This is a genomic window from Lysobacter sp. TAB13, assembly GCF_052113885.1.
GTDB lineage: Bacteria > Pseudomonadota > Gammaproteobacteria > Xanthomonadales > Xanthomonadaceae > Lysobacter > Lysobacter gummosus.
In genome coordinates this window covers 131,790-144,999 of the sequence record NZ_JBFRDR010000010.1, presented here as the reverse complement: position 1 = coordinate 144,999, position 13,210 = coordinate 131,790, and the positions used below count along the sequence as shown (strand labels likewise).

Here is a 13,210-nt window from a genome sequence, read left to right as displayed (position 1 = left end):
AAATGCCGGGGTTGTGTGTCCGCGCGCGCCGGCGCGGTGGTTCTCCGGACGTTTGCGTACGGAATCGGGCCGGTCCGGGGCAGGCGGGGCGCTATCGGCCCGGAACTGACGGCTCCGCACCGCTGGGCCACACAACCTGGGCTCGCATGGCGATTGCGCGCCCCGGCGTCCATGATGGTGCGCTTCGGCGCTCATCGCATCAGGACGCTCCCGTGTACGACCGCTTCATCGCTTCCACCGGCACCCTGCGTTACAGCCCGCAACTGGGCAGCGGCGGTCACGGCCGCCGCGACGGCGGCAGCACGCTGTGGTGGCTGATCATCGATTGCGATCCGGAGCTGGGCCGCTACCTGCGCCATCAGTATCTGCTGGGGCACCGGCGCACGCGCTCGCTGCAAGGTCCGCTGTGGGGCCCGCACATCTCGGTGATCCGCGGCGAAACGCCGCCGCGCATGGAGGCGTGGAAACGCGGCGACGGCAGCGTGGTGGAGTTCGTCTACGATCCGCGTCCGCAGCAGACCGACGGCTATGTCTGGTACCCGGTGCGTTGCGAGGCGATGCTGGATCTGCGCCTGGCGCTGGGCCTGCCGCGCGAACCCGAGCCGGCCTTGCATCTGACCATCGGCAACGACAAGCACGGCGAGGCCGATCCGGCGGGAACGCCTCGGCGCGCATAGCTGCGCGCTCGCCTCATCGCGTGCTTAGTGGCGCGCGCTGGCGATCTGCGACGGACTCAGTCCCAACACCCGGCGCATGCAGCGGGCCATGTGACTGGCGTGCGAGAACCCCGCGTCCAGCGCGATTTCGCCCATGTTCTTTTTGCCTTCCAGCAGCAGCGTGCGCGCGCGTTCGACCCTTCGTTCCAGCACGAAGCGATGCACCGGCATGCCCGTGGCCTGTTTGAACAGCGGCTTGAAGTGCGACAGGCTGAAGCCGGCCACGGCCGCGAGTTCGGCCAGCGACAGGTCTTCGTCCAGATGCGCTTCGATGTAGTCGAGCACGTGACGCAAGCGCCACACCGGCAGCGCGCGCGCATGGCGCTGGTTCGCGGCCGGCTTGCGCGACTGCAGCGCGAGCAGGCGCGCGGCCAGCGCGCTGGCGAGGCTGTCGGTGAACACGCGGCCGCCGGGATAAGCGTCGTGGTCTTCGGCCTGCATCATCCAGCCGATGCATTCGACCTGCGCGTCGCGCACGTGGATCGACGGCGCCAGTTGCCCGGCGTGCGCGCTCAGGCCCATCGCCTCGGAGATCTCGCGCAGCAGCGACGGCGTCAGTCGCAGCAGCAGCGAGCGCGCGGGTTTCGACACGACCCAGCGCGTACTCGACCCGGCCGGCACCACGCAGAATTGGCCGTGCAGGCGCACGCCCTGCCGCTCGTGGCCGTCCATGCGATACGACACCGGCACCGGTTCGCCGACGTGCAGACACAGCACGTGGCGGCCGTCCACCGGCGAGTCGAACAGCCCCAGCGGCACCGGCGAGACCAGCACGTCGAGCAGCGGGGCGCGATCGGGACCGGCGCCGGTCTGCAGCGCGGCCGGGGGAGCGGGGTAGCAGGCGGGGCGGTCGGTCATGCGGCGATGCTCGTCCCCGGAGCCCGATGGCGAACAGTGTCGAAGATCATCCCTGCGTGCTGCGGGCGGCCGCTTCGGTTGCGCCGATGCATGCGTCGGGGTTCGACGTGGCGCGTTGTCTCGCCGATCTGAGGCTGCGTCGATGACCGATATCGGGCATCGCCTCGCTCCCAGGCTCAGCGCGCTATTACGACCCGCATCGACAGCGGGGCGACAAAAAGCCCGAGGCGATGGCGGCCAAGTCCGGCCAACCCACCCGAATCGGGCAAGCGCTATTCAGCTTTCGAAGCCGCCGCCACGCACCTCGCAAGCGCGCCCGACCCTCGTTTCACTTCGACAACCCTACATGAATAAAATCGGTTAAGTCCCGCAAACCCAAGGTTTTTTGTCCCGCGGTCGCGTGCTACCCTCGCGACGATGACCCGACGCCACACCGCCCGTTGCGCCCTGTTCGGCGCACTCACGATCGTGTTGGCCGCCTGCGCTACGCAGGCGCCTACCGCGCCTATCGCTTCCGCTCCGGCCGCGCCCAAGCCGGCCATGCCCGCACCGGCCACGCCCGCCACCCCGGTGGTCGGCACGCCCGCGCTGCCTGCACCTGTGGTGCAGATGCCGATCGAGCAGGCCCGCGCCTTGTTCGTGCGCGACACCGCCGCGCAGTACGGCATCGACCCGGCTTATATCGAATCGGTGCTGGCGCGCGCGCAGATCCGCGACGGCATCGTCGCGGCGATGTCGCGCCCGGCCGAAGCCAAGCCGTGGCGCGATTACCGTCCGATCTTCATCACCCAGGCCCGCATCGACGGCGGCCAGGCGTTCCTGGCCGAGCACCGCGCGCAGTTGTCGCGGGTGGAAGCGGCCACCGGCGTGCCGGCCGAGATCATCGTGGCGATCATCGGAGTGGAAACCAGCTTCGGCAAGAACACCGGCAAATACAGCGTGGTCGATGCGCTGTACACGCTGGCCTTCGCCTATCCGCGCAGCGGCGATCCGGCCAAGCTCGATCGCGAGAACCGCCGCGAGGCGTTCTTCCGCGGCGAACTCGGCCAGTTGTTCGCGCTGGGCAAGGAAGAAGGCATCGACATCACCACCCTGACCGGCAGCTACGCCGGCGCGATGGGCTGGGGCCAGTTCATGCCGTCGAGCTATCGCGAGTTCGCGGTGGACGGCGACAACGACGGCAAGCGCAACTTGTTCACCGATCTGGACGACGTGTTCTTCTCGGTCGCCAATTACTTCGTCAAGAAGGGCGGTTGGGTGCGCGGCGGCCCGGTGGTCGCGCGCGCCAGCCGCGATGCGACCGCGCAGGATTTCGCTCCCGAAAGCATGGACCCGGTGTATTCGCTCGCCGACCTGGCCGCGCGCGGCTATCGGCCGCTGAGCAAGGTGGCGCCGACGCAGACCGCGACGCTGCTCAATCTGGACGGGGTCGATGGCCCCGAGTACTGGTTCGGTTTCCGCAACTTCTACGCGATCACCCGCTACAACATCTCCAAGCATTACGGCATGGCGGTGTATCAGCTGGCCGAGGCGATCGCCGGACGGGAGAATCCCTTGATCATTCCAGCTCAAGCGCCGATCCAATCGACTCCTGCCGCGCCCGCTCCGGCCGCTCCGGCGCCGGCGCCGAAACCGCAGGCGCCGCGGGCATGAGCGGCGGCCCGAAGCGGCCGCCGGCGGGGCGCACGGCCGGCGTGACGATCCGGCGGCTGGTCATCGCCGCGCTGCCGCTGGCCCTGGCGGCCTGCGCCGGCGCTCCGAAGAAATCCAATTCGCAGGCGCTCGCGCTGCCCGACCGCGACCGCGTCCACAGCAGCGGCCTGCCGGCCCATGGCGGACGCAAGAAGTCGCCGTACGCGGCGGCGCAGGAAGACCTCAGCAAGCGCGGCAACTACCGCGCCGGCGGCCTGTACGCGCCGGGGGTCAAGGACACCACGCCGGACTACATTCCCGACGTGGACGCGATTCCGGAACCGGAAGTCGTCGCCGAGCCGCGTTCGCAGTTCGGCAACCGCTCGCCGTATGCGGTGCTGGGCAAGACCTACAAGGTGTTGGACTCGCACGACGACTATGTCGAGACCGGCACGGCCTCGTACTACGGGCAGAAGTTCCACGGCCGGCGCACCTCCAACCTGGAGGTGTACGACATGTACGCCTTCACCGCCGCGCATAAATCGCTGCCGCTGCCGAGCTTCGCCCGGGTCACCAACCTGGACAACGGCAAGTCGGTGACGGTGCGGGTCAACGATCGCGGCCCGTTCCACGACGATCGCGTGATCGACCTGAGCTACGCCGCCGCGGTCAAGCTGGGCATCACCCAGCGCGGCACCGGCCGGGTCGAGGTGCGCGCGCTGCATCCGGGCGAAGCGGCGCCGCCGGTGTACGCCAGCGCCGCCAACAATCCGCCGCAGTCGCTCGCCGCCGCGCCCAAGCCGGCCGCGCCCAGCGCTATCGACCGCCTGGTTGCGGCGATGCCGATCGGCAGCGCCAACGCCGGCGAACTGCCGCCGGGGGTGCGCATCGCCACCGGCAAGCCGGCGCCGGTCGCCGCTCAGGCCGAGACGGGCACCTACGGCCCGGCGAAGACCACGATCGCCACCGGCAAGCCCGCGCCGGTGACTTCGGTCGCGCCGGTCAAGACCACGGTGGCGACCGGGCAGCCCGCGCCGGTGGCGTCCTCGGTGCCGGCCACCGTCGCCACCGGCAAGCCCACTACGGTGGCCAGTGCCGCCAAGCCGCTCAGCGGCGGCGCGCAGGATTACCGCTTCGACATGATGCAGAACGGCAAGTCGATGACCGCGGACGAGTTCGACGCCTGGATGAAGTCGCGCCAGGTCCGCGTCGCCACCGGCAAGGGCATCGACGCGCCGCCGCCCAAGCCGCTGACCAAGGCGGAAAAACGCGCCCTGGCCAAGCAGCAGAAGGAACAGCAGCGCGCCCTGGCCGCGGCCGAGAAAGCCGCGAAGAAGGCCGGCAAGACCCCGCCGGCCACCGCCGTGGCCGCCGCCTCCACCGCCACTCTGCCGGCGCCGCCCGCCGCGCCGCCGCCGCCGAGCCCGTCCAAGGCCGCCGCCGTGGTCGCCGCCAACACGCCCAGCGCCGGGGACGTGACCCTGCAGGTCGCCAGTTTCTCCGCGCGCAGCAACGCCGACCGCGCCCTGACCATGCTGCGCGGCGCCGGCATCGCCGCCGCGCGGCTGCTCGACGGCAACGCCGCCAACGGCCAGAAAGTCTGGCGTTTGCGGGTCGGGCCGCTGCAGGCCGACGCCGCTCCGGAACTCGCCGCCCGTATCGTGGGTCTGGGATTCGGTCAGCCCCAACGCGTTCGCGACTGAACCTCCGCCGCCGTCCGGCGCTGCCGGCGGCTGCAAGCGCCGCGTATCTGAGGCACGATGCACGGCTCGCGGACCGCAGCAGGAAGGCACGGTCCGGCCACATTCGACGGTTTGCCGCAGGACGCGGGCGCCGCGCCCCAACACCAACCCCCTCGGCCGGCACGGTTCCGGCCTCCGGAGTAGTTCACAGATGATCGTTCGCTTCACCCCCCGCGCGGCCGCCTTCGCCGCGCTGACCTCGGCCTTTCTGGTCACCGCCTTCGCCGGATTCGCCAGCGCGCAGGCGCCGGCCAAGCCCGCCGCCACCGCCGCGGTCGCCCCGGCCGCGGCGCTGCCGCCGGCCAGCGATTCGCTGCCGGTTCCGCCGCCGCCGCAGATCCAGGGCACCGCGTGGGTGCTGATCGACGCGGCCAGCGGCAACATCCTGGCCAGCTTCAATCCCGATCTGCGGGTCGAGCCGGCCAGCATCACCAAGGTCATGACCAGCTACGTCATCGCCGCCGAGCTCAAGGGCGGCAAGGTCAAGGACACCGATCAGGTGATGATGACCGAGAACGCCTGGCGCAAAGGCGGCGCGGCCACCGACGGCAGCTACTCCGGTTTCGCGGTCAACCAGACCGCGCCGCTGACCGAGATGGAAAAGGGCATGGTGGTGCAGTCCGGCAACGACGCCGCGATCGCCCTGGCCGAACACGTCGCCGGCAGCGAAGACGCCTTCGCCGCGCTGATGAACCAGTACGCCGCGCGCATCGGCCTGAAGAATTCGCACTTCATGAACCCGCACGGCCTGTCGCAGGAGAATCACTACTCCACCGCGCACGATCTGGCCCTGCTGGGGCGCGCGCTGATCCACGATTTCCCGGTCGCGTACTCGTACAACAAGATCAAGGAACTGAAAGTCGGGCCGATCACCCAGCCCAACCGCAACCTGCTGCTGTGGCGCGACAACACCGTCGACGGCATCAAGACCGGCCACCACTCCAAGGCCGGCTACTGCCTGATGGCTTCGGCCCTGCGCGGCGACCAGCGCCTGATCTCGGTGGTGATGGGTTCCACCTCCGAAGCCCAGCGCGCCACCGACAGCCAGGCGCTGCTCAACTGGGGCTTCCGCTTCTTCGAAACGCACAAGCTCTACGACGCCGGCAAGGCCGTGGCCAAGCAGAAGGTGTGGAAGGGCCAGTCGCCCGAAGTCCAGCTCGGCGTCGCCGAGCCGATGCTGGTGACCGTGCCGCGCGGCAAGTACGCGCAGCTCAAGCCCAGCATCGACGTGCCCAAGAGCCTGGTCGCGCCGATCAAGAAGGGCCAGGCCATCGGCACGGTCAAGGTGATGCTCGACGGCAAGGTCATCGCCCAGCGTCCGCTGGTGGCGATCGCCGCGGTCGAGGAAGGCGGCTTCTTCAAGCGGCTGTGGGATGAGTTCTGGATGTGGTGGGAGTCGGAGTGATCGCTTAGATCGCACGACACCGCTGTTGATGTGCAACGAGCCGGCATTGCCGGCTCGTTGCGTTTTGGGGCGGCCAATCGCTTAGTCGATTCCGTTCATGAACATCGCCACGTCGGTGGCGCGCGAGTATTCGACGTAATCGACGTACAGGTAGTTGATGCTCCGACCGTGCAGGTTCTGTGTCGGTATTTCGGCCATTACCGCGCCCAGATGGCGGTTGGCTTTCTTCGACACATGCCATACCCCGGTCGGTGGGGTCAGCGTCCAGGACAACAGGAACTGGTCGCAGGGCAGGCCGGTATTCGGAGAAGCGCATCGGCCGTCGTAGCGGCGGAACTGTTCCAGTTGGCCGTCTCTCATCACCTGGTAATCCATGCTGGCCGAGTATTTGTCGTACACGCGCAGATCGCCGAGCTGGACGCTGGCCGAGTTGTAATCGCGGTAGACCCAGATACCGGCGGCCGGGATGGCGACCGGATAGTCTTCGTCGCAGACCGCCAGGATCACGCCGGAATCGCGCAGAAACTCCCGCAGCGGGATATCCGCGAGCCGACGATTTACCAGCGGTGTCCGATACAGCCAGTCGCCGAGTTTTTCCTGCAGCAGCATGACCAGGGTCACGTAGGCATCGTCGTCGAATTTATCGTAGTGCGAAAACTTCAGGACGATCAGTTCGCGATGTCCCTCGCGCATGAAACGCTGGACGTCGTCGATGATTTCCGACAAAGCCGGGCCGCTGACCCCGCCGTGATGGACGTAGAGTGTGCCGCCGGCCCACTTTGGCCGCAGATCGAAATAACGGATTCCATTGCTGAGCTGCCGGTAGAGATTGAGATTCTGCGTCTTGCCGAACGTGGCCAGCGCGCCGCGTACGTACATGCCCGCATCGTGCGAAGCGCCGGTGGTCAGTTGCGACAGCGTCTTGTCGGCCAGATACCGCATGTGGTGTTGCATCCAGCGTGCGCGGTTGGTGATACGCGAGCTCGATGCCCATAGTTTCATGGTGTATTCCGACTCGTGCGCCTGGACAGCCATGCCGTTGGCGCAGGCCACGCAAGGGTGCAGGCCTTCGTCGAAGTGGACCGCATCGCCGGCCCAGTCGATGCTCTTGTCGCGAATCTTTCCGAAGCGCTGCATCAGCTCTTTGGACTGGCTGGCTTGATGGACGACGATGACGTGGCCGTCGTCTGTGAATGCCACCGATGCATCGGCGCCGGCGCCGAGTGCGATCGCCTGTCCCCAGAAAATGTCGGCGTCGCCTATCAGGCCGAGGCGGTAGTACAAATTGGAATTGGACGGTGAGCCGTACACGATCACCACCTCGCCATGGCCGTTGATCGCGACGCTGGGTCGGATGCCTTCGCCCAAAGCGTTGTTGCCGAGCCAGAGGATGGAGTCGTCCTCGATACGGCCCAGGTTGTACCAGATGACGGGAATCGACGACGATTCGTGGACCGCAACCACGTTGCGGCCGCTCAGCGCGACATTCGGATATTTTCCGTGGGCGAACTTGGTCGGCTGGCTCAGATCGATGCGAACCCGGACATTATCGTCGTCACCTTCGTCTTCGCTTTCGGCTATTTCTTTGCCTTTGCGGTCGTCGTCGTCGTCGCTCACGTCGTCGCCGTCGTTCCACGAGCCCAGTCGCCACGACAACGTGTCGCCTTGCTCCGCGCGATGCACTTCGACGACGAAGTGGCCGTCGAAGGCGATGGAAGGCGTATATCCCTTTCCGTAGTAGATCTCCTCCTCAGCCCAATCCACGAGCATCTGTTGCCGCACGCCGACGCGATAGGCCAGGTCGGCTTCGTCGTGCACTTCGCTACCCTCCACAGCGCGTTGGTGGACTTCTATGATGCGGCCGTCATCGCTCATGGCGATGCTGGGGCGCACGCCGAATCCGTAGGGCAGACCCAAGCCGAAGAATACGTTTTTCATCGAGACGGCTTCCTGCGATCGGAGCGGATGGCGTCGAAGCGAGCCGTCCGATTTCCGGTCTCGCCACGCGGGATCGCCAACGCCGGACCATGCCGTGGCGACACCGGTGTTAAGCGTCCGGCGGAGCGTCTTGTGAAGTCAGGCGGGCGAGGGCGCGGCGATCCGATTCGTCTGCCGCATTGCCGCCGTCATCGTGCGGCCATCGGTTCAGCGCACCGATCTGGACCGATCGCGCGCCCGTTGCCCCGAGATCGCATCGACGATCCCGGGGCCGATACGCGACGTCGTTGGCCGCGTCGTGTCGATCAGCGCTTGGCCGCCGGCAATTTACCGATGATCGCACCGCGGAACTTGGTCGCCAGGGCGTGGAAGCCGGCTTCGGTGGGGTGCATCTCGTCGAACCACTGGCTTTCGCTGGTCAAGGTGCCGCGCAGATCGACGTAGTCGAAGCGGCCGCCGAAGCGCGGATCGTTCTTGAGTTCGCGCAGGACGTTCTTCTCGAAGCCGTCGATCAGCATGCGCACGAAGCGGCGCCGCTCGTCCGGGGTCTTGGCCGGATCGGCGTTGACCACCGCGTTGATATGCGGCCCGATCCACGGCCCGACCTTTTTCTTCAGCAGCGCGGCGACGCCGATATTGCCCGGCGTCAGCGCGCCGGGGCGGCCGATCAGCTGCGGATGGTCGTAGGTGTGGGCCAGGATCGGCGTGTCGGGCTTGACCGCCAGCGCGGCCTGCAGAAACAGCGCATAGGCCTTGCGCACGGTTTCGTACTTGCCCGAATCCAGCACCAGTTGGAACGCCGCCTCGGCCGACAAGGCGGTCTGGCCGCGCAGGGTGCGCTTGAGGAAGTCGTCGACGAAATCGTTGCCGCCGGCGCTGAGCAGGATCAGGTCGAAATCGAACTGGTCGTACCAGCCGATGATGTCGTCGATGTTGTCGCGCACGAACATCGAGCGCTTGGGATCGTCGGGATTGCGCGAAGCGTGGTCGCCGCTGTGTTCGGCGCGGAAGAACAGGCCGCCGTTGCCGAGCAGCGGGACGCCGCGTTCCTCGTCCTCCGGGGCCGGCGACACGATCCAGTCGAGCAGGTTCATCGCCAGCGGCGTGGAGAACCACGAATCGCCTTCGCAGAAGATCACCGGCGTGCGTTCCAGCAGGCGGGCGTGCTTGAGCCGGTTGTAGAGGCTGCGGAACTGCCCGCGCAAGGGCAGGGCGACGGATTGGCTGGCGGGCATGGGGGATCTCCTGAATGCGCATCCGGTGCGCGATGGGGCCAAGTTCTAAACGCTGCGTGCTACAGCGTGTTGATAGCGCAGGTGCCGCTCAGTGGTTGAGAACGTTTGTCCGGTCCGGTGCAGGCCATGGGGCGTTGTTGCATGTCCGCCTCACAGTGCTCGCATGAAACTCCTTGGGCTACGAAGTCTTTTGTGGGAGGGGCTTCAGCCCTGATGCCTTTCGGTCAGCCCGGGTCGAAATTCATCGCAATCTGAAACAAGAGCATCGGGGCTGAAGCCCCTCCCACAAAAGCCGTGCCGGCTGCCGATTCAATCGCATGGCTGCAAACCCGCCGGTGCCGGCTCGCCTTCGCGACCGGCCGAGGCCATACGCTCGCGCCAGCGGCGTTTTTCGATCTTGCGCATATCCGGCTGCGAAGCCAACCGGTCCAGATACCCCATCAACTGCAGCAGCTCGTCGTCGTGTTCGTCTTCGCCCAGGTACTCGCGCACGCACACCAGATTGCCGTAGTTGTAGATGTGCTTGGACGGCGTATCGTCGATCGCCAATAGCCGTTCCAGTCGGTAACCGTGGCGTTTGAGTTTCTGCAGGCGTTTGCGGTTGAGGTATTCGCCGGTGGTCCAGTCGCGGGTGGTCGAGCAGCGTTCGCTGGACCAGACGAAACGCAGCGACTGCGGCGGAAACAGCGTGGCGACCACCGCATCGGCGTAGAGCCGGCCCGAGGACGTCCACACCCCGACGTCGAAGTTCGCCAGCGCGTGGTCGAGGAAGGTCTGCAGATGCGGCCGACGGTAGACGTGATAGCCGACGGCGCGAAAATCCGCGGGCCGGTCGAGTTCGATCTCGCTGGCGTAGATCAGCGTCTCGTCGAGGTCGAGCATCAGCACCAGCCGGTCGCCGCTGGGCGGGGAAGGGCGGTCGCGGCTCAATGTGCGGGCTTCGACGACGGAGTAAGTTCGACCACGCGCTTCCACAACTCCGCCAACGGCTCCTGCGCATTGCGATCGCAAGCGCGGTCGCGGGCGTAGTAGCGGCCGAGCACGCAGGCTTCGAAGAACGCCTCGCGCACGCCGTTGTGGTCGGCGCACCACACGCCGCTGCGCTGGTTGGCGCTCCACAGTTCGGGCACTTGCCAGGCCTCGCGCAACGGCGCCAGGGCGCTCAGCGGCAGGCGCTGTTCGCTGCGGATGTCGGCGGCCGCCCCCGGTGTCGTGCCGGCATGGAGCCAGTCGCCGTTGCTCATGAGGACCCGCGCGCGGCCGCCGTCGATATCGATCTGCACGCGCCGGGTATACGACGGACCGCTCGGCGCGCCGGCGATCACCATGATGTAGCGCTCATCGGGCAGCGGCGGCGAAGGCGGCGGGCCGGGCGAAACCCAGTCTGTGACCGGCCCCGCCGCAGGCTGGCCGGCCGGGACGATTTCGGCTTCGGCATCCTCCTCGCCGCAGCGCTGCGCCAGACTCGCATCGGCCGAGCCTTCGCCGACGCGCTGGCGCGGCGTCAGCATTTCGGACTTGGTCAGCAACTGGCGAATATCCGGATCGGTCGCGTCCATCGGCTGCGGCGGCAGCGCGATCCAGCCGTCGCGCTCGGGTTTGCGCAGCACGGTCACGGCGACCGACAGCAACGCAGTCGTCAGCGCGAGCAGCAGCAAGCCACGCGTCGCGGGCTTGGTCGAGTTCAGGGCGGTTTTGGGACCCATCGGGGCGGCCGAGCGAGGTTGTCGAAGAGGTTAGCGGTTCATGCGGCGGTGCGGCAGGGGGATGTCGCGGGCCCGACCCTTGGAATTCACTCTTGCTGTACGCGACTACTGCGCGGGTCGCGGCGGCGGAAAACGATCTTTCAACAGCCGCGCCAGGGCCGCGGTCTCCGATCCATCGGTGCACCTGTGTTCGCGCGCGAAGTAGCGGCCGTGTATGCAAGCCTCGACGAAGGTTTCGTTGGTAGCCCAATAGGGATCGATGCGTATGGCGCAGCCCCGGGTGTTCACGGGAGACCACAAGTTCGATTTTCGCCATGTCTCGCGCAGATCTTCCAGTTCGCCCTTGTTGAGCAAGTAGTTCGCATATGGGGCTACCACGAGACGTGAACGCCGCTGCCGCCCGAATGGCGTAGCCACCTGGCCGTTGCGGGTACGCACTTGCGCCTGATGACCCTCGATATCGACTTCGACGTACCAAACCTTGGTCATATTCAAATACGGGTCCGAATCTGGAATGCGCACCAGCGCGGCGTAGCGCTCAGCCGGCATGGTTCTCGACTCAGCCGAACAGAGTGCGACGAGCGCATCCCCGTCGCCGCCGCCATCGGGGTCGGCGATGGTGGCCGAGCGAAGCAAGGCATGGCGAACGTCCCAGGATTCCGCGTCCATGGCGTTGGCAGGCACGGGCAACCAGGATTCAGCCGGCGCGGTCGTTGCTGGCGCGCGCCTGTGACTTATCGTGATCGCCGCCGCCAGCGCGATGATCGCTAGGCTCCACACCAGAATCCGGCCGAAACTCAAACGCGTCTTCATCGCGGCATCCGTGCGGGTCGAGTGGTGAGCCTAACGACGTATCGCGGCGGCGTCATTCAGGTGCCCGGCACGCAGCGGCCCGATCCTTAGTCGTCGGCTCGAAATGTACCCTTGGTACCGGTTTTGGCCGTTCCACCCTCGGCACACCGCCGTCCCACCGCTGCGCTTGGGTTGCCCCCCTCGCGGACCCATAATGGCCGCCATGGACATCAATTCCGACAACCCCGATCACGGCTTCCAGTTTCCCGGCACCTTCGAGCTCAGCGCGATGGGCGCGGCCGAGGCGGGCCTGGAGCGCGAGCTGCCGCGGTTGCTGCTTCAGGCCGGGCTCGAGGTGGAAACCGAGACCATCCAGTGGAAGCATTCCTCGACCGGCAAGTACGTGTCGGTACGGATCACCTTCCGCGCCAATAATCGCGAGCAGTACGACCTGGCCCATCAGGTGCTGCGTGAGCATCCGGAAGTGAAGTGGACACTGTGATCGACACCGTCGCCGGCGTGCTCGGCGGCGTGGTCGCGCCCCCGGCCGCGCAGCTGCGCGACCTGGGCCGGCAACCGTACGAGCCGGTCTGGCGGGCGATGCAGGCCTTCACCGACGCGCGCGACGCCGACACCCCCGATGAGCTGTGGCTGGTCGAGCACGACCCGGTGTTCACCCTGGGCCAGGCCGGCAAGGAAGAACACGTGCTGATGCCGGGCGACATCCCGGTGATCCACGTCGATCGCGGCGGCCAGGTGACCTACCACGGCCCCGGCCAGATCGTGCTGTACCCGCTGCTGGACCTGCGCCGGCTCAAGGTCGGGGTGCGCGAGTACGTGGACCGGATCGAGCAGGCGGTGATCGACACCCTGGCCGAGTGGAACATCGAAGGCGCCCGCAAGGACGGCGCGCCGGGGGTGTACGTGGCCGGGGCCAAGGTCATGGCTCTGGGCATCCGAGTGCGCCGCGGCTGCACCTTCCACGGCCTGGCCTTCAATATCGCCATGGACCTGTCGCCCTACCAGCGCATCAATCCCTGCGGTTATCAGGGGCTGCAGGTGACCTCGGTGCTAGACTTGGGCGGCCCCTCGGGCATGGAGCAGGTCAAGCCGGTGCTGGTCGCGCAGCTTGCGCGGCAGTTCGGGCTGACAGTCGACAACGCGGAGCCGTTGAGCTTTTAACCGC

At 67.1% G+C, this 13,210-nt stretch carries 11 protein-coding genes and 1 pseudogene; 6 read left to right on the top strand and 6 right to left on the bottom strand.

What is annotated here, in order from left to right; translation table 11 throughout:
- Nucleotides 1-212 precede the first annotated feature (212 nt).
- Entirely contained in the window at nt 213-677 is a 465-nt protein-coding gene (locus AB4Y92_RS13920) for a hypothetical protein (RefSeq protein ID WP_441820198.1), read from the top strand.
- A 24-nt stretch (nt 678-701) separates the two neighbouring features.
- On the opposite strand, the gene AB4Y92_RS13915 is transcribed toward AB4Y92_RS13920, so the two are convergent.
- On the bottom strand, nt 702-1,574 hold the full coding sequence (locus AB4Y92_RS13915; protein WP_441820197.1) for a helix-turn-helix domain-containing protein: 873 nt from the start codon (nt 1,572-1,574) through the stop codon (nt 702-704).
- 417 nt (nt 1,575-1,991) lie between these two features.
- Between AB4Y92_RS13915 and mltB the strand changes: the two are divergent.
- The 3 genes and pseudogenes from mltB to AB4Y92_RS13900 all read left to right on the top strand — a co-directional run.
- Nucleotides 1,992-3,128 (top strand): annotated as a pseudogene (gene mltB, locus AB4Y92_RS13910) (lytic murein transglycosylase B); the annotation flags it as partial.
- A gap of 95 nt (nt 3,129-3,223) precedes the next feature.
- Nucleotides 3,224-4,909, top strand: a complete 1,686-nt coding sequence (locus tag AB4Y92_RS13905; RefSeq protein WP_441820196.1) for a septal ring lytic transglycosylase RlpA family protein — start codon at nt 3,224-3,226, stop codon at nt 4,907-4,909.
- 190 nt (nt 4,910-5,099) lie between these two features.
- Nucleotides 5,100-6,353 carry a D-alanyl-D-alanine carboxypeptidase family protein gene (locus AB4Y92_RS13900; protein WP_441820195.1) on the top strand — a complete coding sequence of 418 codons (1,254 nt, stop codon included), beginning with the start codon at nt 5,100-5,102 and terminating at the stop codon, nt 6,351-6,353.
- Nucleotides 6,354-6,434: 81 nt separating this feature from the next.
- Here AB4Y92_RS13900 and AB4Y92_RS13895 read toward each other — a convergent pair whose 3' ends face one another.
- The 5 genes from AB4Y92_RS13895 to AB4Y92_RS13875 form a co-directional block, all read right to left on the bottom strand.
- Nucleotides 6,435-8,291 carry a hypothetical protein gene (locus tag AB4Y92_RS13895; RefSeq protein ID WP_441820194.1) on the bottom strand — a complete coding sequence of 619 codons (1,857 nt, stop codon included), beginning with the start codon at nt 8,289-8,291 and terminating at the stop codon, nt 6,435-6,437.
- A 305-nt stretch (nt 8,292-8,596) separates the two neighbouring features.
- A complete protein-coding gene (locus tag AB4Y92_RS13890) occupies nt 8,597-9,526 on the bottom strand; it encodes a hypothetical protein (protein ID WP_441820193.1) in 930 nt (309 codons plus the stop codon).
- Between the two features lie 309 nt (nt 9,527-9,835).
- Entirely contained in the window at nt 9,836-10,456 is a 621-nt protein-coding gene (locus tag AB4Y92_RS13885) for an NIF family HAD-type phosphatase (RefSeq protein ID WP_441820192.1), read from the bottom strand.
- A complete protein-coding gene (locus AB4Y92_RS13880; protein ID WP_441820191.1) occupies nt 10,453-11,232 on the bottom strand; it encodes a hypothetical protein in 780 nt (259 codons plus the stop codon). Before AB4Y92_RS13880 ends, AB4Y92_RS13885 begins: the two co-directional genes overlap by 4 nt.
- Nucleotides 11,233-11,337: 105 nt before the next feature.
- Nucleotides 11,338-12,045, bottom strand: coding sequence for a hypothetical protein (locus AB4Y92_RS13875; protein ID WP_441820190.1), 708 nt, complete (start codon nt 12,043-12,045; stop codon nt 11,338-11,340).
- A 202-nt stretch (nt 12,046-12,247) separates the two neighbouring features.
- On the opposite strand from AB4Y92_RS13875, the gene AB4Y92_RS13870 reads away from it, so the two are divergent.
- A complete protein-coding gene (locus tag AB4Y92_RS13870; protein WP_057944384.1) occupies nt 12,248-12,526 on the top strand; it encodes a DUF493 family protein in 279 nt (92 codons plus the stop codon).
- Nucleotides 12,523-13,206, top strand: a complete 684-nt coding sequence (gene lipB, locus AB4Y92_RS13865) for a lipoyl(octanoyl) transferase LipB (protein ID WP_441820258.1) — start codon at nt 12,523-12,525, stop codon at nt 13,204-13,206. Before AB4Y92_RS13870 ends, lipB begins: the two co-directional genes overlap by 4 nt.
- Nucleotides 13,207-13,210: the final 4 nt, after the last annotated feature.

What these genes read in the sequence shown, in the direction of transcription:
- AB4Y92_RS13915 (WP_441820197.1), bottom strand. Translation starts at nt 1,574, where the DNA reads ATGACCGACCGCCCCGCCTGCTACCCCGCTCCCCCGGCCGCGCTGCAG.
- AB4Y92_RS13905 (WP_441820196.1), top strand. Translation starts at nt 3,224, where the DNA reads ATGAGCGGCGGCCCGAAGCGGCCGCCGGCGGGGCGCACGGCCGGCGTG.
- AB4Y92_RS13900 (WP_441820195.1), top strand. Translation starts at nt 5,100, where the DNA reads ATGATCGTTCGCTTCACCCCCCGCGCGGCCGCCTTCGCCGCGCTGACC.
- AB4Y92_RS13895 (WP_441820194.1), bottom strand. Translation starts at nt 8,291, where the DNA reads ATGAAAAACGTATTCTTCGGCTTGGGTCTGCCCTACGGATTCGGCGTG.
- AB4Y92_RS13890 (WP_441820193.1), bottom strand. Translation starts at nt 9,526, where the DNA reads ATGCCCGCCAGCCAATCCGTCGCCCTGCCCTTGCGCGGGCAGTTCCGC.
- AB4Y92_RS13880 (WP_441820191.1), bottom strand. Translation starts at nt 11,232, where the DNA reads ATGGGTCCCAAAACCGCCCTGAACTCGACCAAGCCCGCGACGCGTGGC.
- AB4Y92_RS13875 (WP_441820190.1), bottom strand. Translation starts at nt 12,045, where the DNA reads ATGAAGACGCGTTTGAGTTTCGGCCGGATTCTGGTGTGGAGCCTAGCG.
- AB4Y92_RS13870 (WP_057944384.1), top strand. Translation starts at nt 12,248, where the DNA reads ATGGACATCAATTCCGACAACCCCGATCACGGCTTCCAGTTTCCCGGC.